At 41.2% G+C, this 21,994-nt stretch carries 19 protein-coding genes and 1 pseudogene; 2 read left to right on the forward strand and 18 right to left on the reverse strand.

The features are described from left to right. Window positions 1–44: 44 nt before the first annotated feature. From ftsH to pth, 7 genes are all read right to left on the reverse strand, one after another. The gene (ftsH, locus tag PT287_RS00925; protein ID WP_277131880.1) at window positions 45–2,237 is read right to left on the reverse strand and encodes an ATP-dependent zinc metalloprotease FtsH; all 2,193 of its coding nucleotides are present in this window, start codon (window positions 2,235–2,237) and stop codon (window positions 45–47) included. Window positions 2,238–2,323: 86 nt separating this feature from the next. Further along, a complete protein-coding gene (gene tilS / locus PT287_RS00930) occupies window positions 2,324–3,589 on the reverse strand; it encodes a tRNA lysidine(34) synthetase TilS (protein ID WP_277131882.1) in 1,266 nt (421 codons plus the stop codon). Further along, complete coding sequence (locus PT287_RS00935) at window positions 3,579–3,944, reverse strand: S1 RNA-binding domain-containing protein (protein ID WP_277131883.1); 366 nt, start codon at window positions 3,942–3,944, stop codon at window positions 3,579–3,581. Before PT287_RS00935 ends, tilS begins: the two co-directional genes overlap by 11 nt. Continuing rightward, on the reverse strand, window positions 3,944–4,318 hold the full coding sequence (locus PT287_RS00940) for a septum formation initiator family protein (RefSeq protein WP_277131884.1): 375 nt from the start codon (window positions 4,316–4,318) through the stop codon (window positions 3,944–3,946). The genes PT287_RS00935 and PT287_RS00940 overlap by 1 nt, the downstream gene beginning before the upstream one ends. 79 nt (window positions 4,319–4,397) lie before the next feature. After that, window positions 4,398–4,640 carry an RNA-binding S4 domain-containing protein gene (locus PT287_RS00945; RefSeq protein ID WP_277131886.1) on the reverse strand — a complete coding sequence of 81 codons (243 nt, stop codon included), beginning with the start codon at window positions 4,638–4,640 and terminating at the stop codon, window positions 4,398–4,400. A 9-nt stretch (window positions 4,641–4,649) separates the two neighbouring features. Then, a complete protein-coding gene (gene mfd / locus PT287_RS00950) occupies window positions 4,650–8,141 on the reverse strand; it encodes a transcription-repair coupling factor (protein WP_277131888.1) in 3,492 nt (1,163 codons plus the stop codon). A 1-nt stretch (window position 8,142) separates the two neighbouring features. After that, on the reverse strand, window positions 8,143–8,709 hold the full coding sequence (gene pth / locus PT287_RS00955; RefSeq protein ID WP_277131890.1) for an aminoacyl-tRNA hydrolase: 567 nt from the start codon (window positions 8,707–8,709) through the stop codon (window positions 8,143–8,145). 191 nt (window positions 8,710–8,900) lie between these two features. On the opposite strand from pth, the gene cbpA reads away from it, so the two are divergent. Continuing rightward, complete coding sequence (cbpA, locus tag PT287_RS00960) at window positions 8,901–9,614, forward strand: cyclic di-AMP binding protein CbpA (RefSeq protein WP_277131892.1); 714 nt, start codon at window positions 8,901–8,903, stop codon at window positions 9,612–9,614. 90 nt (window positions 9,615–9,704) lie between these two features. On the opposite strand, the gene PT287_RS00965 is transcribed toward cbpA, so the two are convergent. After that, window positions 9,705–10,703, reverse strand: a complete 999-nt coding sequence (locus PT287_RS00965) for a LacI family DNA-binding transcriptional regulator (protein WP_277131894.1) — start codon at window positions 10,701–10,703, stop codon at window positions 9,705–9,707. Between the two features lie 4 nt (window positions 10,704–10,707). Next, window positions 10,708–12,156 (reverse strand): sucrose-6-phosphate hydrolase, encoded by a 1,449-nt coding sequence (locus PT287_RS00970; protein WP_277131896.1) that lies wholly within the window; start codon window positions 12,154–12,156, stop codon window positions 10,708–10,710. A 214-nt stretch (window positions 12,157–12,370) separates the two neighbouring features. On the opposite strand from PT287_RS00970, the pseudogene PT287_RS00975 reads away from it, so the two are divergent. Then, a pseudogene (locus tag PT287_RS00975) lies at window positions 12,371–13,744 on the forward strand (sucrose-specific PTS transporter subunit IIBC); the annotation flags it as partial. 158 nt (window positions 13,745–13,902) lie between these two features. On the opposite strand, the gene alr reads toward PT287_RS00975, so the two are convergent. From alr to PT287_RS01020, 9 genes are all read right to left on the reverse strand, one after another. Beyond that, entirely contained in the window at window positions 13,903–15,036 is a 1,134-nt protein-coding gene (gene alr, locus PT287_RS00980; RefSeq protein ID WP_277131897.1) for an alanine racemase, read from the reverse strand. Window position 15,037: 1 nt separating this feature from the next. Beyond that, window positions 15,038–15,391 carry a holo-ACP synthase gene (acpS, locus tag PT287_RS00985; protein ID WP_277131898.1) on the reverse strand — a complete coding sequence of 118 codons (354 nt, stop codon included), beginning with the start codon at window positions 15,389–15,391 and terminating at the stop codon, window positions 15,038–15,040. 77 nt (window positions 15,392–15,468) lie between these two features. Beyond that, on the reverse strand, window positions 15,469–17,001 hold the full coding sequence (locus PT287_RS00990; RefSeq protein WP_277131900.1) for a DEAD/DEAH box helicase: 1,533 nt from the start codon (window positions 16,999–17,001) through the stop codon (window positions 15,469–15,471). 10 nt (window positions 17,002–17,011) lie between these two features. Beyond that, entirely contained in the window at window positions 17,012–18,379 is a 1,368-nt protein-coding gene (murF, locus tag PT287_RS00995; RefSeq protein ID WP_277131902.1) for a UDP-N-acetylmuramoyl-tripeptide--D-alanyl-D-alanine ligase, read from the reverse strand. Window positions 18,380–18,505: 126 nt separating this feature from the next. After that, window positions 18,506–18,754: a type B 50S ribosomal protein L31 gene (locus PT287_RS01000; RefSeq protein WP_277131904.1), complete on the reverse strand. Its 249-nt coding sequence runs from the start codon at window positions 18,752–18,754 to the stop codon at window positions 18,506–18,508. A gap of 115 nt (window positions 18,755–18,869) precedes the next feature. After that, window positions 18,870–19,715, reverse strand: a complete 846-nt coding sequence (locus tag PT287_RS01005; RefSeq protein ID WP_277131906.1) for a transporter substrate-binding domain-containing protein — start codon at window positions 19,713–19,715, stop codon at window positions 18,870–18,872. A gap of 9 nt (window positions 19,716–19,724) precedes the next feature. Continuing rightward, on the reverse strand, window positions 19,725–20,465 hold the full coding sequence (locus PT287_RS01010; protein WP_277131908.1) for an amino acid ABC transporter ATP-binding protein: 741 nt from the start codon (window positions 20,463–20,465) through the stop codon (window positions 19,725–19,727). Between the two features lie 9 nt (window positions 20,466–20,474). Beyond that, a complete protein-coding gene (locus PT287_RS01015) occupies window positions 20,475–21,146 on the reverse strand; it encodes an amino acid ABC transporter permease (RefSeq protein WP_277131909.1) in 672 nt (223 codons plus the stop codon). After that, a complete protein-coding gene (locus PT287_RS01020; RefSeq protein ID WP_277131910.1) occupies window positions 21,127–21,786 on the reverse strand; it encodes an amino acid ABC transporter permease in 660 nt (219 codons plus the stop codon). Before PT287_RS01020 ends, PT287_RS01015 begins: the two co-directional genes overlap by 20 nt. Between the last annotated feature and the right edge of the window lie 208 nt (window positions 21,787–21,994).

Raw genomic sequence — 21,994 nt, forward strand, 5'->3', positions numbered from 1 at the left:
GTTCTCCTAAAAAAATAGAGCCCGCAGTCAGGCCCTATTAATTATTAATCTTGTTGATCATCTGAAGAATGATCTTGATCCTTAGATGAAAAATCGGCATCAGCTTCATGAGCCTTCTCTGGATTTTCCGGATTGTGCTCTTCAACTTCCTCATTCTTCTCTAAAGGAGTTTCGACTGCTTCTTCAGAATGAACATGTTTACTATCTTTATCTTCGGTTTCCTTTTCGGCAGTGATAGTTGCCTTATGGTTTTCCTTCTTTTCAGCAGCTGCCTTAGCTTCTTCATAAGTCAAAGCCTTAGACTCACTTGGGTATTCTGGCATCTTTTCTGGCATTTTACCCGTTGTATACAGTGACATAATCTGCTTTTCGTCTAAAGTTTCATACTTCAGCAATGCTTCAGCAATTACTCGGTGCTTGTCGCGGTTATCCTTGACAATTTCAACAGCCTTGGCGTGAGCCTCATCAAGAAGTTCTTTAACAGCCTCGTCAATCTTAGCCGAAGTTGCTTCACTGTATGGCTTAAAGCCGTAAGGATTAGTCTCACCTTCTTTTTCAAGCTCAACCATTCCTAACGAATCGGTCATCCCATAATTAACAACCATACTGTGAGCAATTTGCGTTGCTTGTTCAAAGTCATTAGAAGCACCAGTTGACTGGTCACCAACAACAACTTCTTCACCGGCACGACCACCCATTAACCCAACAATTTGTTCCATTAATTGCTTTTTGGTTAATAAGAATTGGTCGTCCTTTGGCAACATTAAATTATAACCACCAGTGCGGCCATGAGGAACAATCGTAACCTTACGAACAGTTCGTGAATCGCTTAAGACCAACCCACAGATTGAGTGACCTGCCTCGTGGAAAGCAACACGTTCGCGTTCCTTCTTAGAAATCATACTGTTCTTCTTAGCTGGTCCTGCAATTACTCGGTCTTCAGCTTCATCAAGATCAGAGGCAGTAATTTCAGTACCATTGCGCCGAGCTGCAAGTAATGCGGCTTCATTTAGAAGATTAGCAAGGTCAGCACCGACAAATCCTGGGGTCTGACGGGCAATTTCCTTTAAATCAACGTCAGCAGCTAATGGCATGTTCTTGGCATGAACCCGTAAAATAGCTTCACGACCACGAACATCAGGTGTGCCAACCAAGACTTTACGGTCAAACCGACCTGGACGCAGCAACGCTGGATCCAAGACATCAGACCGGTTAGTTGCGGCAATTACGATAACTCCTTCGTTACCTTCGAAGCCGTCCATTTCAACCAATAATTGGTTCAAGGTCTGTTCACGTTCATCATTACCACCGCCGCTGGCATTACTGCCACGTCGACGTCCGATAGCATCAATTTCATCAATAAAGATAATACTTGGTGCGTTTTTCTTGGCATTGGTAAACAAATCACGAACTCGACTAGCACCGACACCGACAAACATTTCTACGAAGTCGGAACCGGAAATTGAGAAGAATGGTACGTTAGCTTCACCAGCAACAGCACGTGCAAGCAAAGTCTTACCGGTACCCGGAGGACCCTCAAGCAAGACACCTGATGGGATTTTGGCACCGAGTTTAGTAAATTTAGCTGGATTCTTCAAGAATTCAACGACTTCAACTAATTCTTGCTTTTCTTCCTCTTCACCAGCAACATCGGAGAAGCGGACCTTATTCTTTTTAGGATCTTCAGGCTTAACGTGTGAACGACCAAAGTTCATTATGCCGCCGCCAGAACCGCCGCGGCCACCGCCACCGGTCTGACTGATCATCATCCACATCATGACAATAAACAGAACAGTCGGCACTAACATCACAATTGTTGAAATCCAATTACCCGATTGCGACTCTCCCTGAGTTGTCATCTTCGTGTCGCTCTTTTGAGCTAAGTCCTGAACATTAGCGACACTTGAATCATTCTGCAGCATCGTGGTTGAAAAGCGCGTTACTTGTGCGCCCGAATTACCACTAAAGAAGTCAAAGCTGTTTTTCGATTGGTCTTTACTTCCTTGTGCTGTCTTATAACTGCCTGAAACGGTGTAAACACCATTAGCAGGCTGAACATTAAAATTTTTAACTTTGCCTTGACGCAAGTCTTTGACAAATTCAGAGTAGCTAATATTTTCACTGCCACCAGAATTATCAGAGCCGCCAAGAGCCCAGTTGATACCTCCCAATAATAGAAGGAAAACAACTATATAGAACAGGCCATTCGATAGCAGCCGATTCCGGTTATTCTTCATAAAAAACCTCCGCAAAGTTTCTAGAAATATACGAATAAAAGTTTAACACAAATTTCACTAATGCTCTAATATTTTAAAGGATCTTATCATTTAATGTTATAAACATAATATTGGTCTGCGTTAAAACCAGTTTCTTGATAACTGTATGCATTTTCGACAAATAATACTTGCTTATTGGCAATTAAAGTTAAGCAGTAGGGTCGCAATATTACAGGAATGCCATTTTGAGCAAACTTTTTCTTGCTTTTGACATGGTGACCATTTTTCAAAAGCAATTTTGCCCCTTGTGGTAAAGAATGAGCTAATAACTGTGTATCTAGCTGCGCCTTAAACTGCCCCACTAATTGACCAGCTGCCTGGTATGTTTGACTAACCAATAAGCGGCGCGTCCCCCAGTTAAATTCGACATTCAATTTAACTGTTGTTGCCTGCGGGCGTGGTGGCAACTTAACCGGCATAATGTACCAATATTTTTGATAATTAATTAATTCAAAACCTGCCAAATTTTCGTTGACCCGGACATGCCACGTCTGCCAAATAAAGTTCTGCCAATAAACAATCTGTTCCTGATCAGAAAATGTGGCAAGTGCAGCCTGACTTTGACGGTAAGCAAAACCTAAGCATTGTTCAGGTGGTGCAACTGCCGCAAACGCCCTTTTTGCAAGAGTAGTTATGACACTCATTTGCTCACTATAACGCAAGGCATTATGACCAATTAATGGGTTCTCCTGTTTTAATAGCGGCACAACATGATGCCGCAGGCGATTGCGCAAGACATCATCTTCAGCATTCGTTGAGTCCTGAACAAAAGGCACCTGATGTCTGCAATCATATAAAAGCAGCTCGTCTTTATTGTAGGTCAACAATGGCCGCAATAATTTAATTCCTTGCCGCTTACTAACCGCCGTTAAACTATTCATCTCGCTAGGATTACCCGAACGAATAAATTTTAGCAAAATATTCTCCAACAAGTCATCACAATGATGGGCCGTTAACAGATAATCACCATGCTCTTGCCGCATCACTTTCAATAAGAAAGAATAACGAAAATCGCGCGCAGCTGCTTCTACTCCTTTTTGCGAGTGCAGCTGAACCGGCCAAACAGTATTAATTACCTTAATCTGCCTGCCGCGACAATACCGCTCAATCACTTCGGCTTCCTTCTTAGAATCCGGTCGCAATTGGTGATCCAGGTGAGCCGCGATTATTTTTAGCTGATATTTTGCCTGCATGGCGCTAACCATTGCAAGTAGCGCCATTGAGTCCGGCCCGCCACTGGTGGCTACCACCAATGTCTTACCAACTAACGGCAAGTTATTTTGCTTAAAAAAGTCTGCAATCTCAGTCGCCATAATTTACTAATTCTTGGTGTAATTTCTTAATTTCAGCTTCCGCATCCGTGACCGTCTTAGTCAGTACATCTAAAAAATCGCTCTTTTTAACAGAAGAAAACTGGTTAGTATGATCAACAATTGTCGAATCATTAACCCGCATCTTCGATAAACCGATTTTCCCTTTAAAATTGTGAATAATTACCACGCGAACGCTCTGACCCACGCGATAATTATGCCGCTCACGGTCCCAATTGCTGCCAAAATCACTGTGGTGAATTAACCCTGAACGCCGCTTAGGCAATGTCACAAAAATACCTAGATCAGTTATATTATTAACTACACCAGTTATCCGCTGTCCTACTTGATATTTCATTAATTATTATCTTTTTCTTCTGGAATATTGTAGATTGTTTCATTAGGTTTGGAATATAAAAACTTGAAGCGCACGAGTTTGGCTACATAATCCGGATCCTTGAGATCATCACGTTTTGCAGACAGAGCTTGCTTTTCCTTGCTAATCGTACTAAGCGACTTTTTAGAAGCCTGCACCTGACTGTTAATCCGGCTAGTCTGCGCGTGCGTAATTCCAATCTGCACACCCAAAAAGACAAAGATAATCGCAAAAACCGCAATTATCCGGTTACGCCGTACTCGGTGCACTTCTCGTTCCCTTTTTTCCTGTTTACGCTTTAAACGTGCCATTCGCTCTTCTGGACTGAGCGAATTATAAATACGTGGTCCTCTCATTTTTGATCCCCTATTATTAAAACAATACTATTTTAATTATAACAAGGCCACCTATAAAAGTCATTAATATCGAAAACGATTAATCAATTAGCTCATAAAGCTCACTTGCTTCTGCTTTTTTAGTAGTTTCGCGGATAGCACACACCTTGGCCTTAACTTGTCTTGAGCCGTAACCGACCTCAATAACGTCCCCGATTTTCACATCATAGCTGGACTTCACAACTCGGTCATTAACCTTGATTCGCCCTTGATCCGCCATTTCTTTGGCAATTGGCCGTCTCTTAACCAACCGCGAAACTTTTAAAAATTTATCAATTCGCATTTTTAACCCCTATCTTTGAATAATGTCACTTGCTGCAGTCATAAACGTCATCAATTCATTCGTCAGCATGCGACTGTTTTCGTTATCTGGTAATTCTAATAGAACTACCAGCTGCTTTTGTGACGATAGACTTATTTTAGCCTTTAAGTTAACGTGTTCCAAGGCTTTAAAAATATTTGGTCCCTCTAATTCACGGCTAGCATCTGACGAAAACGCAACTTTAACGCGATTAGCCGTTTTAACAATGTTTAAAACCTGAGCTAAATCAGTCTCAATCTTCAAATTAGCCATTGCCAGCAGATTTTCAACCGGCTCCGGATAATCACCGAAGCGGTCGATTAATTCATCCTGGATTTGGTCAAGTTCATCTGCATCAGCAGCCTTAATTTTCTTATAAAACTCAATTTTTTCTTCTTGATCGCTAATATAAGCGTCGGGAATATAGGCTTCCAGTCCCAAATCAATTTCTGCGTTAGTCTTTTTAATCCGCTTTTTACCCTTACGCTCAAGCACCGCATCAGCCAACATTTGCGAGTATAAATCGTACCCTACGCTGTCGATAAAGCCATGTTGCTGCGCGCCAAGCATGTTGCCAGCACCACGAATTGACAAATCACGCATCGCAATCTTAAAACCAGACCCCAATTCCGTAAAATCACGAATTGCATCAAGTCGCTTTTCACCAATTTCGGTTAAAACCTTATTAGGTTGATACAAAAAGTAGGCATAAGCCAGTCTGGCACTGCGGCCAATACGACCACGCAGCTGATAAAGCTGACTTAGGCCGTAGTGATCGGCGTCCTCCACAATCATCGTGTTCACGTTAGGCATATCAATCCCAGTTTCAATAATGGTTGTGGTGACCAAAATATCAAATTCGCGATTCAAAAAGCGGTATAGGATGTCTTCCATTTGGTTCTGACTCATCCGCCCGTGAACACTAGCGATTCGCGCCTGCGGAATCAAATTTTCCAATTGATTAACAACATCGTCAATGTCGCCAATGCGGTTGTGCAGGTAAAAGACCTGCCCGCCGCGCTGCATTTCGCGCAAGCACGCATCTTTAATCACACTTGGAATCTGTTCCATGACGTAAGTTTGAATCGGATAACGGTTTGACGGCGGTGTTTCCATTACCGACAAATCGCGCACTCCGACCATTGACATGTGCAGTGTTCGCGGAATTGGCGTTGCCGTCAAGGTTAAAACATCAATGTTAGCCTTGAGCTCCTTTAACTTTTCCTTATGCTTAACGCCGAAGCGCTGTTCTTCGTCAACGATTAACAGTCCCAGATTTTTGAATTTAACATCTTTGGATAAAATTCGGTGCGTTCCAACCACCAAGTCAATCTGGCCGTCTTTTAAACCAGTAACAATCTTTTTAGCTTCTGCTGCGGTCTGAAAACGAGATAGCATCGCAAAATTAACCGGAAAATCCTTAAACCGATCTTGAATTGTTTCATAATGCTGCTGGGCCAAAATCGTTGTCGGCACCAAAAACGCCACTTGTTTATTATCTTGGATAGCCTTAAAAGCCGCCCGCAATGCTACTTCTGTCTTACCAAAACCAACATCCCCCACAAGCAGCCTGTCCATCGACTTATCCTGCTCCATGTCGTGCTTAATTTCCTTAATTGAGCGCAACTGGTCTGGCGTTTCGACATACGGGAAGGAATCTTCAAATTGCCGCTGCAGCTCATCATCCGACGAAAAGGCAAAGCCCTTTTCAGATTCACGTTTGGCATATAGCGCAATTAAATCGTCGGCAATATCTTCAACCTTCGACTGTACCTTACGCTTGGTTTTAGCCCATTCACTACCACCAAGCTTGTTAATGTGTGGGTGCTTACCTTCTGAGGCAACATACTTTTGCACCAAACTTAGTTGGTCGGCAGGCACAAACAATTGGTCGCCATGCTGGTAAGTAATTGTGATGTAGTCACGCTTAACGCCTTGATTTTCCAGCGTTTTAATGCCTTCAAAGCGGCCAATTCCGTGATTAACGTGAACAACATAGTCCCCTGGCTTAAGCTCGGTATAATTACGCAACCGTTGCGCATTTTCCAAGGTTTTAATCCGGCGCTTATGGTGCGTCGTCTTATTAAATAATTCGTGCTCGGTCAAGTAGACCAAATTAATTCTGGGCAGCGTAAAGCCGCTGTTAAAGCCGCCAACAATAATCTGCGTTTGGTGTTCACTAATTGCTTCAGCGTTAACCACGGGCACATCAAGGCCAAACTCTGCCACTGTTTGACTAATCTGGCGTGCTCGCTTGTCGTTATCTGCCTGTAAGACAACCGTTTGCTGCGTCTTTTGGTAAGATTCAATTTCGGTCTTAATCAGTGGCATCTGACTAAAAAATTGCTGCGGCTCACGGGTTTGCCAGTCAAACAATTGTCCTAGGCGAATGCGGCCCATGCTCCGTTGAAAGAGCGAAAAGTAAATATGCGCGTGCTGGTCCTTAGCCCAATTTTGGTTGAAATTGGCGCGTAATTCCTGCCCCGGCAAGATTGCCCCAGTCTTTAATTCATCATCAATAAAACCAGCATTCTGCTGATCAACCGTTTTAACTGCTTGATCAATTAGCGGCCAGTCATCAAGTAAAATTACGCCACTTGGTGCCAAATATGCTGATAGCGTACTCGGTTCCTTGATTAAAAAATCAACCAAAAAAGCATAATTTTGCGGCAGTGTGCCGTCCTTAAGCTCATCAAGCGTCTGCGTGAAGTGATCCTTGACCGCTTTTTCTGGTGCCGGTGCATCGGCCATCGCCTTAGTAATGGCTTTTGTTGCCCGAGCAAAGTCACCTGCCGTAAAGACCCGATCTTGTGCCGCTGCAACGGTAACTTGATCCAGAGTTTTTTGACTACGCTGACTAGCTAGGTCAAACTCCTTAATCGTATCAATCTCATCGCCGAAAAATTCCATTCTAATTGGATTTTCTCGGTCCAAAGGATAAATATCTAAAATATCCCCACGTAAAGCAAATTCACCTGGACGAGCAACCAAATTTTCACGGCGATAACCAGTCTGCACGAGCCAGCTAGTTAGGGCAGCCAAATCAAATTCTTTGCCCGGTGCAAATTCACGCCGCGCCCTTTTGAAGGCATCTGGAGCCGATAACTTATACTGCAGCCCTTGCGGTGTTGTTACCACAATCCCCGCTTGCTCACTTAACAAAAAGTTGAGTGCCTGGATACGCTGGCTAAGTTCGTCCGGCGAGCTCACCGCGGTTTGCGTGGCAATGGTCGCATCCACCGGAAAGCTTTGCACCATGCCGCTAGGCATAATCGCACTTAATTCACTGGCTAACTTTTGTGCCTTGCTCTCATTCTCCTCAATTAACAAAAGCGGCTGCTTTAATTGGTGGACAATCTGTTTTAGGAGCAGACTAAAAGCACCGGCGGTAGCGCCAGTGATCAGAGAATTCTTAACTTGGGTAACTTTTTTAATAAAATCTGTTAGCCCTTGATCTTGCTCAAGTAAATTTGTTAAACGCATTTTAGTTATATTTATTCATTAAATATTGGCTGCTTTCACCCGCAATGAAGTCATCGATAATCTGACTGCTTTTAGCAAAAGCGGCTGCCATTAACTCCTGCTGCTCCTTATTAAACGGAGACAAAACCCAAGAAATCACACTTGCTTCTGTAACCTCTGCGGGATGGCGAATACCAATCTTTAAACGGTTAAAATTACTCGTGCCTAAATCACGAATAATGCTTCTAATTCCGTTGTGGCCGCCAGACTTACCGTTAGCCCGAACGCGAATCTTGCCCAGAGCCATATCCATGTCATCATGAATAATCAAAATATCTTGCGGCTCAACCTTAAAAAAATGTGCGACTTGTGCAACAGAACGACCAGAGTCATTCATATATGTCTGCGGCTCAAGCAGGATAACATCTGTGCCCTTGATTTTTTGCTTGGTAAATTTGCCTTCAAACTTATCACGTTCAAGTGTGAGCCCATTTGCTGCTAGATAATGATCTAAGGCCATAAAGCCCGTATTATGTTTCGTGCCGTCATATTTTTTACCTGGATTACCCAGACCTGCAATAACTTTCATTAAATTTCCCCTTGTATTTAGTCGTATTAATAATAGCACATTCGCACCATTTATTTGGACCAGCAGCTACAATCTGCTGGCTGATTTTCACTTAAATTTAGCAAGTTAGCAATTTGTTTTAATGTTTATTTAATCGTAAAACCATCTATGTTATAATTACGGGGATTATTTATACAAACGGAGGCAATCTCATGCTTATCAAATCTTTAGTTATTAAAAAAGATTACCTAACAACGGTTAACGAACACGCTACACTCGAAGAGGCACTTAAAATTTTGGAAGATTCCGGCTTTCGGTGTGTGCCAATTCTTGACGATACTGGCACTATTTTCCGCGGTAATATCTATAAAATGCACATTTACCGGCACAAGTCCCAAGGCAAGGATATGAGTTTACCGGTTACTGACTTACTTAAAAATGCTACTAAAACAATTAAAGTAAACTCACCATTTTTTAAAGTTTTCTTCACAATTAAAGACTTACCTTATATTACAGTTTTAGACGAAGGCGGCAAGTTTTACGGTATTTTGACGCACTCACGCTTATTGGACATGTTGTCCAATGCTTGGAATGTGAAAACCGGTTCTTATGTATTCACAGTATTGACCGACAACGACCGTGGTAATTTAGCTAAAATGACTAAAGTCATTACTAAATATTCCAACATTGCCGGTGTTATGAGCTTAGACGCAACTGCTGCTGAGTCAGATGGCACCTTTGTGCGCCGGATTCTGTTCACTTTACCTTCAGGGGTTACTCTTGAAGTTCTAAAAACCATTGTAGGCAAGTTGGAACACAAAGGTTATGTCGTGACCGAAATCGAAGACTTGCAAGCAGGTATGACCATCATGAGTGATGAAAATCCCGGTGTTTATATCAATGATGCTGCAGAAGAAAATGAGTAAGATTCACTAACCTAATAAAACCGCTGCTAAAGATCATAGCAGCGGTTTTTTAGTTGAAAACTATTGTCAGGTCAACTATTTTACCAAGCATCATGCCTGATTGGGATTGACCGTTTTACCCATACATAGTTCTACAGGTAAAGTATAGATTGTATTTTTAAATTTTTGATCAGGATGTTTTATTCTTTGAAGTAATAGCTTTATCAACAACGAAGCAATATCATTCAACGGCTGCTTGATAGTGGTCAATTGTGGAAAATAATCCCTAATTAGCTGCGTGCCATCAAAGCCTATGACCATTAAATCTTGCGGAACTTTAATTTTCAGCTCCTCTGCCACCAGACAAACCAAAATTGCCGTCAAATCATCTGAACAAACAATGCCGTCAACTTTATCTTGCTCCAGCAACTTTTTAATAAGCATCATTTTAATTAACTTAGTATCACCATAGTTTAATGAGCAAACTTTAGCCTTCAAGTCCTTAGCTTTCATATAATCGCGATAGCCCCGTAACCTCTGGTCAGTTGGATTACCCTCGATATTTGCATTTCCCAAATAATAAATCTGCCGACAACCACAGCGATATAATTCAGCGGTTGCCATTTGCGCCCCACGATAATTATCTGCGGAGACAATCGGAATATCAGCTGATAAATTACGATCAAAACTTACCATTGGTAAATTCGTTTGCTGATACTCTTTAATGCCCAAATTATGTGCCCCTGAAATGATGCCATCAACTTGATTGGCCATCAACATTTGCAGATAAGTATGTTCTTTTTGTGGATCATTAGCAGAATTACATAAAATTGTTTTATAACCTTTAGCAAACAACAAGCATTCAAGTCTTTCGACTAGTTCACCAAAAAACGGATTACTAATATTCGGGAAAATTATGCCTATAAGATATGTTTGCTTTCCTTGCAAAGAACGTGCTACTGAATTGGGCTGATAGTTTAGTTCCTGCATTGCAAGCTTAACCTTAGCTTTTGTTTCTTTACTTAAATAACCGTAATTATTAATAACGCGTGACACTGTCGTTACCGAAACACCAGCTTTTTTCGCAACATCACTTAGTTTGGGACGCATATATTTACCTCATCTTTATATTCCAATATATGCCAGTATACTCTAAATCAGTATTATTAGAGAACCATATCTTGAAATTTTTTTCATTGAGGAAAAAGCGCCCAGTCATTGTGGCTAACCCATTATTAACAAAAATTTCAATGACTGAATGATCTACGAAAATATCTAAGGTTAGCTCATGATTTGGTAAAACTTTTAGTGAGCGTCTAGTACCATACTCTTGTGCAAAACTCCCGCCAGCCATTGAGCGATCTAATATCAGATCGCCCTTTTGAGTATCAAAATAGAGTATAATCTTTTCATCATTTGTGCCGAAGTTTAAACAGTTGTGAGTTTGAGCGGGAATTTTTAGTGCTAACTCAAATTGTCCTGTACTAGTTATTTCGGTATTTGCAAAAAGCTTTTGTGGTTGCTGGCGATACTTTTTAATCGCACTAATCGGTGTCTGGACTAATTTATTATCTTGGACATGCAGTTCTTTCACCAAACTCAAACAATTAGCCCAATTTTCAGAGTCAGTTGGATAACTGATATCGGGTAAGCCAACCCAACTAACTACATAAGTCTGATTTTGATAATTAATCCCCTGGCTTGCGTAGAGGTCGAACCCCTCATCTAAATTTTGCGGTAGTTGCTTGCTCGTGAACCTTAAACTTTTAAAGTCAAAACTTTCACCTAGCCAATAAACGTTGGGATAAATATTATCATAATCTAGAACTGTTTTATCCAATTTTTGTGGACAAAATATAAAAACTGGGTGCCCATCAATAAAGAGCAAATTAGGACACTCGATCATTTCGCATGGTATTTCTGACGGAAACTTGACATAGCCTAATGAAGTCCAGTCTTCTAAATTTTTTGAATGATAAACCAGAATATGTCCCGTATTTGTTTTACGGTCCTGCGCACCCAAGAAGCAATAAAATTCATTCTGATACTTAATTATTTGCGGATCACGGATATTGCTAGTTGTAAAATCAGGCTGACTAATTAAGGGCTGGGCAATCTTAGTGAGTTCATTATCTTTATTAAGCCAGGCCCCCATTTGATATGACGTCCTTTGCCACTCTTGATCTCGAGTATTGCCCGTATACATAACAAAAAGTTTATCATCTAGTGCAATAGCAGACCCCGAAAAAACACCTTGCCGATCATAATCAGTATCAGGCAAAATGCTTAACCCCAAATCTTCCCAGCTAACCAAGTCAGTCGACGTCAAATGATTCCATGACTTAACTCCGTGAACCGCTCCAAAAGGAAATGATTGATAAAAGAGATGCCACTTTTGATTAAAATAACTAAAACCATTGGGATCATTTAACAATCCAGAAGAAGGATGAATATGATAATGTGGCAAATACTTAGATTGCCTTGTTTGTTGCCGAATTTTTGAAATATATTTTTCATCGTAGCTTTGATATGAAGCGTAGCGTTGCTCGCGTGACCATTCCATAATTTCACCCTTTTAAATTAAAACTTTCCTTTAGATTAAATCTATCGGCAATTTATGTCAATCGCTTTCATCAAATAAATCGCTAATTTATGCAACAATTTACCAAATTAAAATAATTTGTGATAAGCGTTTGACATATAAAGATAAATATTTATAATAATTATTAGTCTTACAGAAACCGCTTGCATAAACAATATTAAGAAGGAGTTTTAAAATGGACTATCAACGTGTAGCAAAAACGGTATTAACCGCAGTCGGAAAAAACAATTTAATTGCAGCTGCTCATTGTGCAACTAGATTACGCTTAGTTGTTAAAGACACCAGCAAAATAAATCAAACGTTATTAGATGAAGATCCTGATATTAAAGGAACTTTTAACGCAAACGGCCAATATCAGGTTATTATTGGTCCTGGTGCTGTTAACAATGTCTATGATGAACTAATTAAACTAACTAATTTACCCGAAACATCAACTGAAGACCTAAAAAAGGTTTCTACCCCCAAGAGTAAAAACCCAATTATGGCTTTTATTAAATTGCTGTCAGATATTTTTGTTCCAATCATCCCTGCTCTAGTAGCAGGGGGGCTATTAATGGCCTTAAACAATTTTCTAACTTCCAAAGGTTTATTTGGTCCTAAAGCATTAATAGAAATTGTCCCAAGCATCAAAGGCATTTCTGACATGATTCAGGTCATGTCTTCGGCGCCATTTATTTTCTTGCCAATTTTGGTAGGTATATCTGCCGCTAAAAGATTTGGTGCAAATCAATTCCTCGGCGCAACACTAGGAATGATTATGACAACACCAAATTTAGTTCCAGGACATTTTTGGAATATCTTTGGTTTGCAAGTTGCACAAAATAATTACAGTTATCAAGTTATCCCGGTTTTAGCTGCCGTTTGGATTTTATCACTTTTAGAAAAATGGCTGCATAAAAAATTGCCTGATGCTGTTGATTTTACATTTACGCCCTTACTTTCAGTTATGATTGCCGGCTTTTTAACCTTTGTTATTATTGGCCCCGTAATGAAAGAACTATCTGATCTGATTACAATGGGTGTAACTTGGCTCTACAATACACTCGGCTTTATCGGAACTGGGATTTTTGGCCTATTTTATTCACCAATTGTTCTAACAGGATTGCACCAAAGTTTTCCTGCAATTGAAACACAACTTATTTCTGCATTTGTTCAGCATCACACCGGTAGCGGCGACTTTATTTTTGTGACAGCATCAATGGCTAATACCGCACAAGCAGCAGCGACCTTCGCAATCTTTTTATTAACCAAAAACAAGAAAATGAAAGGTTTATCGTCATCCGCTACTGTTTCAGCATTATTGGGAATAACCGAGCCTGCACTATTTGGCGTTAATCTAAAATATCGGTTCCCATTCTTCTGTGCGCTTGTTGGTTCTGGAGTAGCTTCTGCTGTAGCTGGACTCTTACATGTAATTGCAGTTTCACTAGGTTCAGCTGGAGTGCTAGGCTTCCTGTCAATTTATGCACCAACTATTCTGAATTTCTTACTATGTGAACTAATAAGTTTTGTTGTCGCATTTGTTTTAACATTTTTCTATGCTAAAAGTCATACAAGCTTAATGGCAGAAATTGACAATTAAAAAAATAATTAGTAATTTCCCGCCTTATACAAAAACTAAAGCTAAGACAAAGTTCTTAGATACTAAAAAATGATAAAACCCCGAAATTAATTTATCTTAATTTCGGGGTTCTTATTATGACTAAATTATTCGTGATCATAAATTCGTGGTAAACGATCATCTAATAAGCAGGCAACTTCATAATGAATCGTATCGACATAATCAGCTGCTGCCTTAATATTATTAGGTGCAGCTGGATCATTATCAATCAGCACCACTTTAGTACCAGCAGGCATTTTATATGGCAAGCGTACCATTAACTGATCCATACAAACACGGCCAACAATCGGGCAATATTCATCCCCGACCTTAATCTTAAAGCCCTGGAACTTCCGAATAAAACCGTCAGCGTAGCCCACGGGAACCGTCCCAATTATTTGGTCACCATCGGCAACATAAGTTGAGCCATATCCCACACCCTGACCTTGATGAATTGGATGGACTTGTACCAGTTCACTTTCAAATGACATCGCTGGCTGCAGCTTAATTTGAGCAGGTAAATCGCTGCTAGCTGGATTTGAAGACGGATTTAAGCCATAGAGACCGATACCAAAACGCACTAGGTCGCTATGGATTTTTTTACCAAAAATGCTGGCCGCAGTATTATCAACGTGAATCCACTTCGGCTTGACCTTAAGCAAATCTTTTAAATGGTTAAACCGAGCAACTTGCTGCTTAAAGTAGGAATCATCGCTACTATCAGCCGACGCAAAGTGGGTAAACATCCCTTCCACATAAAAGCTGCGCTCATGAGCTAACAAAAAGTCATTGGCAGCCACAAATTCTTGATCTTCGCTAAAACCAATGCGCCCCATGCCAGAATCAATCGCCAAGTGAATCTTTAGCTGCCAGTCAGTAGCCGCTAACTTTGTCGCTGCTGCCTTTAACCAAGCCAAGTCCGGCACCGTCAGTGAGACACCATTTGCCGCTGCTAGAACCGCATATTCAGCTGGGGTTACCCCCAATACTAAAATGGGCTGCGTAATGCCAGCTTGCCGCAGCTCCAATGCCTCATCTAAAATCGCGACGCAAAAGCCAACAGCACCTTCTTCAACCGCCACTTGAGCGACCTTAACTGCGCCGTGACCGTATGCATTGGCCTTAACCACCGCGAACAATTTTTGCCCTAATTCTAAGTGTCTTAATTCTTGTCTAACATTTTGTCTAATTGCATCTAAGTCGACATGAACTGCTGCCGGACGATGTATTCCTGGAACCATTTTATTTCTCCAACACAATTAATGTAATAATTTCATGATTGTCATGGGTAATACTTGGGAAAATTTTGCCGTTGAACTTAGACGAAGTCGTTACGGGATGACCCAAATCATCCCACAAGGTTTCTACATCCTGCAAGCCAAGTGATTTACCAAGGCCTGTCCCCATTGCTTTAGAAAAAGCCTCTTTAATTGAAAACCGGCCACCAAGATATTCAACCTTACGTTTGCCTTGCAATTTTTGATATTGGGCAAATTCTTTGGGTGTTAATGCCCGTTTGGCAAAGTTGTCACCCTTAGCAACAATCTTAGCAACTCGTTCAACTTCAACCGCGTCAATTCCTACGCCAACAATCATTTTCTCTACCTCACATTCCAAAATTATAATACAAAAAATGAGCTGTTCATCAGAACAACTCATTTTTAAATAAATCATTAATCTTTTTTATTCTTAATCACAAAGTTGTGACCGCCGCCACTGCGACGTGAACGGTCACCGCGATAACCGCCATGACCATGAGCCCGATCGCCGCCGCGATGGTTGCGGTCGCCGCCACGATAACCGCCGCGGCTGCCGTGACCACCTCTTGAGCCATGACCGTAATGACCACGACCGCGGCCACCACCACTACGACGACCACCGCCCTTGTATGGCAATGGCTTTTCGGAACTAATCTTAACCTCAACCTTTGAAGAATCCTTAGATAAATTCTTGAGCAAAGCAGAAGCAAGATCAACTGCTGAATAGTTTTCTAACAGTTCATTAGCATCTTGGGTGTACTTAGACAAGTCTTCCTTCATCAAGTCTTCAATCTTAGACTTGGCAACCTTCAATTGACCACGGAAAGCTTGGTCATCTGACGGTGGACGAAGTGGCTCCATCTTCTTCTTGGTTAGTTGCTCAATTGTCCGCATGTAGCCAATTTCGTTTGGCGTAACAAAGGTAACAGACATCCCATTTTGACCAGCACGACCCGTACGACCAATCCGGTGTACGTATGAGTCTGGGTCTTGAGGAATATCATAATTGTAAACGTGGGTTACACCTGAAATATCAAGTCCACGAGCGGCAACATCAGTTGCAACTAAGATATCAAGTTTACCAGCACGGAAACGTTTTAGAACGCTCATCCGGCGAGCTTGTGACAAGTCCCCGTGAATACCAGCAGCGTTATAGCCACGCGCTTGCAGTCCACGGTTAACTTCATCAACGCGACGCTTAGTCCGAACAAAGATAACTGCTAAGTCAGGACTTTCAACGTCAATTAACCGACACATAATGTCGAATTTTTCTGAATCTTTAGCCCGAACAAAGTATTGGTCAATCAAGTCAGCAGTTAATTCTTTTGCCTTAATGCGAACAATCTCAGGATTATTCATGAATTTTTCACTAATGTGTAAAATTGGCTTCGGCATTGTTGCACTGAATAGCAAAGTCTGCTTGCGGTTCTTAACGTAGCTTAAGATGCTTTCAATATCTTGGATAAAGCCCATGTCGAGCATTTCATCGGCTTCATCAAGCACGATAGTATTGACAGCTTCTAAGTCAATTGTCTTGCGCTTCAAGTGGTCAAGTAGACGACCAGGAGTACCAACTAAGATTGCTGGCACTTGCTTTTTAAGTGAGCGAATCTGGCGGCCAATGTCAGCCCCGCCGTAAACAACTTGGACGCGGGCTTTTTCATCGCGGCCTAAGCGGAAAAGTTCTTCTTGTGTTTGGATTGCCAATTCACGCGTTGGTTCAATAATTAACGCCTGAATAGTGTTATGTTGCTTTTCTAAGTTTTGTAAAATTGGCAAGGCAAAGGCAGCTGTCTTACCAGTACCGGTTTGTGCTTGACCAATTACATCTTTGCCCGCTAAGGCAAGTGGAATTGTTTGTTCCTGGATTGGAGTTGCTTCCTCAAAGCCTGAACGCTTAATCGCTTTTAGAAGCTCATCATTTAATCCTAATTCCGAAAATTTCACTAAATTCTCCTTATCTAAGCCGCTCTAATACTTTCTCAAGGTGCATCCCGTGTGAACCTTTTAAGACGACAATGTCGTGCGGCTTAATATCATTCTTCAGTGCTGCAATCATCTGCGGCATCTGATCTTCTTTATAATAATGTAAATTCTCTGGCGCGTACTTGCCTTCTAAAGCAGTAGCTAAGTTGTTCATTTCAGCGCCAAATAAATATACTTCGTTAATCACTTGTGGATCAAGGCTATCGGCTAACCCAGCATGCAGCGCATCTGAGCGCTTGCCCAATTCCAGCATGTCACCTAAGACAGCGATGCGGCGGCTACCTTCTGGAACTTGAATTTGACCAAAACTGGTTAAAACAGCCCGAACAGCGGTCGGGTTGGAGTTGTAAATATCACTCATGATATCTTCACCAACGTCGCCTTTTTCCCACTCCATTCTGTTAGCAGTCGGAGTAAAGTTAGCTAATGCGGTCGCAATTTCTTCATCACTTTCGCCGAAGTACCGACCAACGCAAAGAGCTGACATAGCATTAGAAACATTGTGCTTACCAATCATCGGGATTGAAAACTGCTTTTGTGAACTGTTAATTGTAAACGTAGCGTGGTGCTTATAACTTCTAAAGCCTGTCGCATAAACTGTATCATCTTTTGCAAAACCAAAGGTAACTTTTGCTTGGTTAATTTTTGCACTGCGCTCACGTAAAAGCGGTTCATCCCCGTTATAGATGAATTCTCCGTCCTCACGCAAAAAGTCGGTAATTTCCATTTTGGCATCTGCGATACCTTCGCGTGAACCTAAAAATTCAATATGGGCTTCACCAATCATGGTAATGACACTGACATCGGGATGAGTCAGTTCACTTAAATGATGCAATTGGCCAGCGTGATCCATACCCATTTCCAAAACCAAAATTTCAGTAATTGGCTTCATTTCCAAAATAGTCATCGGCACACCGATTTCATTGTTGAAATTAGCATCAGTCTTGTGCACATTAAACCGTTTAGCAAGAACAGCCGCAGTCATATCCTTAGTCGTTGTCTTACCGTTAGAACCCGTAATACCTACAACGGTAGGATTAACCTTGTTTAAGTAATATTGCGCTAATTTCTGCATGCTAAGCAGTGGATCATCGACCTCTAACACAGCAATGGTTGTTGGCTTATTAGCGTGACCTTTTTGCCATAATGTTGCCGAAGCTCCATTAGCAATTGCACTGTCAATGAAGTCGTGGCCATCACGCTCGCCCTTTAAGGGAACAAATAAGCCGCCATCTGTTATTTTTCTTGAGTCAAAGGCAACCGAAGTAATAATTGTTTGCTCGTCGCCTTCACAAGTTGAATTGATTGCTTTGGCAATTTCTGCCAGTTGCATTTTCATCTATTTTTTCTCCTAAAAAAGAAAGTCCATACAGCAATTATTACACTTAATCTCGATTTGGTATAACAATTTAGCTTCACATAAAAAAACAGCCCCAATGGGACTGCTTCCACCAGATCAAAGGTATTACTTGTTGTTCATACCATACTTCTTGTTGAACTTTTCGATCCGGCCATCTGCTTGAGCAAACTTTTGCTTGCCTGTGTAGAATGGGTGAGAATCTGAAGTGATTTCAACGCGAATTAATGGGTAGGTTTTACCTTCGTATTCTATTGTTTCCGTTGGCTTCAAAGTTGAACCTGCAACGAACTTAGCACCTGTAGCTGAGTCCATAAAGACAACTTCTTGGTAATCTGGATGAATGCCTTGTTTCATGTTTATTACTCCTTTTGCCATGACCTTATTTCAAGCCATAGATTAATCGATTAACGTTAACTACTCTAACATTTTTAGCGATAAAATTCAAGCATTAATCTTTTTTGAACTTGAACTAGTTCAAAACAATGTCACTTGGCTTAACTTCACTACCAAAGTATGGTTTTAATTCCTGATTATAATCATTCACAAAGAATTTGTGTCCATTTAACTTAGTAATTTCCTTGTTAGTCCAAGTTAATAAAGACTTGTTACCCTTCTTAACGGCCGGAGAAATAAACTGGTTCGGGCCGATATTCTTAATACCCACAGTGTAGCTCGGGTTCTTCTTAACCCAAGCATAAAGATAAGAGTTATCATCAGCTAAAGCTGCTGCCCGCTTATTCTTAATCGCATTAAATTGTTGTGTCTTGGAATCAAATTTCAATAAGTTAATGCCGCTCTTTTTAGTAAAGTAATTTTCAGCAGTGGTCCCCTTAGTAACAATTAAACTCTTGCCGGTTAATTGGCTAGCCTTCGTGATTGGTGCACTCTTAGGTGAAATTACCCCAACAGAAACCTTCATGTAAGGCTTGGCATAATCAACAACCTGCTTACGTTCCGGTGTGACTGTAAAGTTAGCCAAAACCAAGTCGGCTTTATTGGAATTCAGTGTGTCTACACGGTTGTTCGCATTAACTTGGACAAACTTAATTTTTACGCCCATGTCCTTTGCCATTTGCCGAGCCAGATGCACGTCATAACCAACGCGCTCACCCTTAGCATTAACCCAGCCATACGGTGGCAAATCGCCAAAGACAGCAACACGCAATACGCCGCGTTTCTTAATGGCAGTCACGCTGCTATCATTACTGCTGGCAGTATGATTATTTGCTGACTTGATACCAAAGAAAGCTGCAATTGCAATAATTACTACAACTACCACACCGATAATTGTGTTTCTTGTTCTATTCTTATTCATTATTTTTCCTTAAAAATCCATACTTGTTAAAAATTCTTGTGCTCGGTCAGTTTGCGGCTTGGTAAAGAACTGCTTGCCCGGCGTATTTTCGATGATTTTACCGTCTTCTAAAAACAGGACCTGATCGGCAATTTGCGCCGCAAAGTTCATCTCGTGCGTCACGATAATCATGGTCATGTGGTCCTTTTTAGCTAAATCGGTCATGATCTGTAAAATGCCGCGCACCATCTCTGGGTCAAGTGAGGCTGTTACTTCATCAAAGAGCATTATTTCTGGATGCATGGCCAAGGCCCGCACGATCGCAATCCGCTGCTTTTGCCCACCGGATAATTCACGCGGGTAAGCATCAACGTACTTGATTAAGCCCACACGCTCTAACAGCTGCATTGCTTCATCTTTGACCGCTTCTGCTGGCCTCTTTTGCACCTTGGTTGGCGCCAGCAAAATATTGTCCATCACGGTTAAATTAGGGAACAAATCATAACTCTGAAAGACCATACCAATCTTTTGGCGCAAACTCTGCCACTCCTGATCGGTCGGCGTAATCTTTTGGCCCTTAAAGTAAATCGCACCCTCATTAAATTGCTCAAGGCCATTAAGACACCGCAATAAGGTACTTTTACCTGAACCTGATGGCCCAAGTAAGGTCAGAACTTCGCCTTCTTCCAACTTAAAGTTGATGTCGTGCAAGGCCTGCCAATCACCATAAAATTTATTTAAATGTTCAACTCGTAAAATTTCTTTCGTCATTTGTTTCACCTACTTTTTAGCAGCCAATCGCTTGGCCCAAGCTGACAATGGATAGTCGATTACAAAATATAAAATAAAAATCAAGCCATAAATCCAAAAGACGCCATTAGGATATTGTTGGTTGTTAGCTTCGATAATTTGTTGACCAACTGCAATCACGTCAATGATACTGATTGTCATCAATAGCGAAGTTGTCTTAATTACACGTGTTGCCAAGTTAATGGTTGCTGGCAGTTCCAGTTGGAATGCCTGCGGCAATAAGACATAACGAAACAGTTGCATTCGACTTAAGCCCAGTGCTAGCCCCGACTCCTTCTGCGTTAACGGCACGGACTCGATTGCCCCGCGCACAATATCACTAAATTCCGCAGCGACCCATAAGGCAAATGCCAATACTGCCATCCAACTAGCTGGCCAATTAATATGCAGCTGCCGCGGCAAGATGTAGTAGGCCAAATACAATAAGACAATTGTTGGTACAATCCGGAAAAATTCAAGGTAGAGTCGTAAAATAAAGCGCACAATTTTATTAGGCATAGTTCTTAAAACACCAAAAACTGTGCCTAGTATTAGCCCTATTACTAAGCTAACTGCCGCAATCCAGACCGAAGTCCATAATCCCTGCATTAGCCGTGCAAAGTTGTCCCCAGCGAAGAAAACATTAATTGCCGAATGTGCCATAACGAACCCTCCTTTCCAAATAATTGAGCAGTAAAATAACTGGAATTAAAATAATTGCGTAAGCAATGACTAACACTAACAAGTATTCGTTAGAGCGGTAATACATTCCAATCAGGTCTAATGCCGTGTTGGTTAACTCTGGAATAGCAATTACCGAAAAAATTGAAGTTTCTTTAATTAAAAAGATAATGTTCGCAGTCAATGCCGGCATGCTAAGGGCAAATCCTTGTGGGAAAACCACATAGCGTGCTAACTGTAACTTATTCATTCCCAGAGCCTTGCCGTTATCAATCTGATTAGCATTGACACCAGTAAATCCACCGGTAAAGCCTTCTGCCATGTAAGCACCACCCAAAAAGATTAGTCCAATAATGCCGCATGTTTCAGCCGACATTTTTAAACCCAAAACGGGAAATGCATAATATAAGAAAAACAACTGAATTAATAGCGGTGTATTGCGTGCCAATTCCACATAAGCTGTAATAATTTGGCCTAGCACCGGCACCTTAAAATATTGCACCAAACTGCTAATTATACCGACAATAATCGAGCCCACAATTCCGACCAGCGACAGCCAAAGAGTTAACACAAATGCTTTGCCAAAAATCGGTAAACTCTGCGTTATAATCTGCCAGCTCATTTCTTACCCCACTTCCTAACAAAAAAACCTGTCAATTACGCAAATCAACAGGCCTTTATCAAAAAACTGCGAATACATTTAAATTCGCAGTCTTCCAACTATTAACTATCATTAAAGCGAAATTAACTGCAAAAACAGACTGTGGCCATTGATTTTAAGTAAACATTCAGTGAGACAGTTTTGTACTTTTTGCATGGTGTTAATTCCT

Source organism: Lactobacillus sp. ESL0679, assembly GCF_029433515.1.
In the GTDB taxonomy this organism is placed as follows: domain Bacteria; phylum Bacillota; class Bacilli; order Lactobacillales; family Lactobacillaceae; genus Lactobacillus.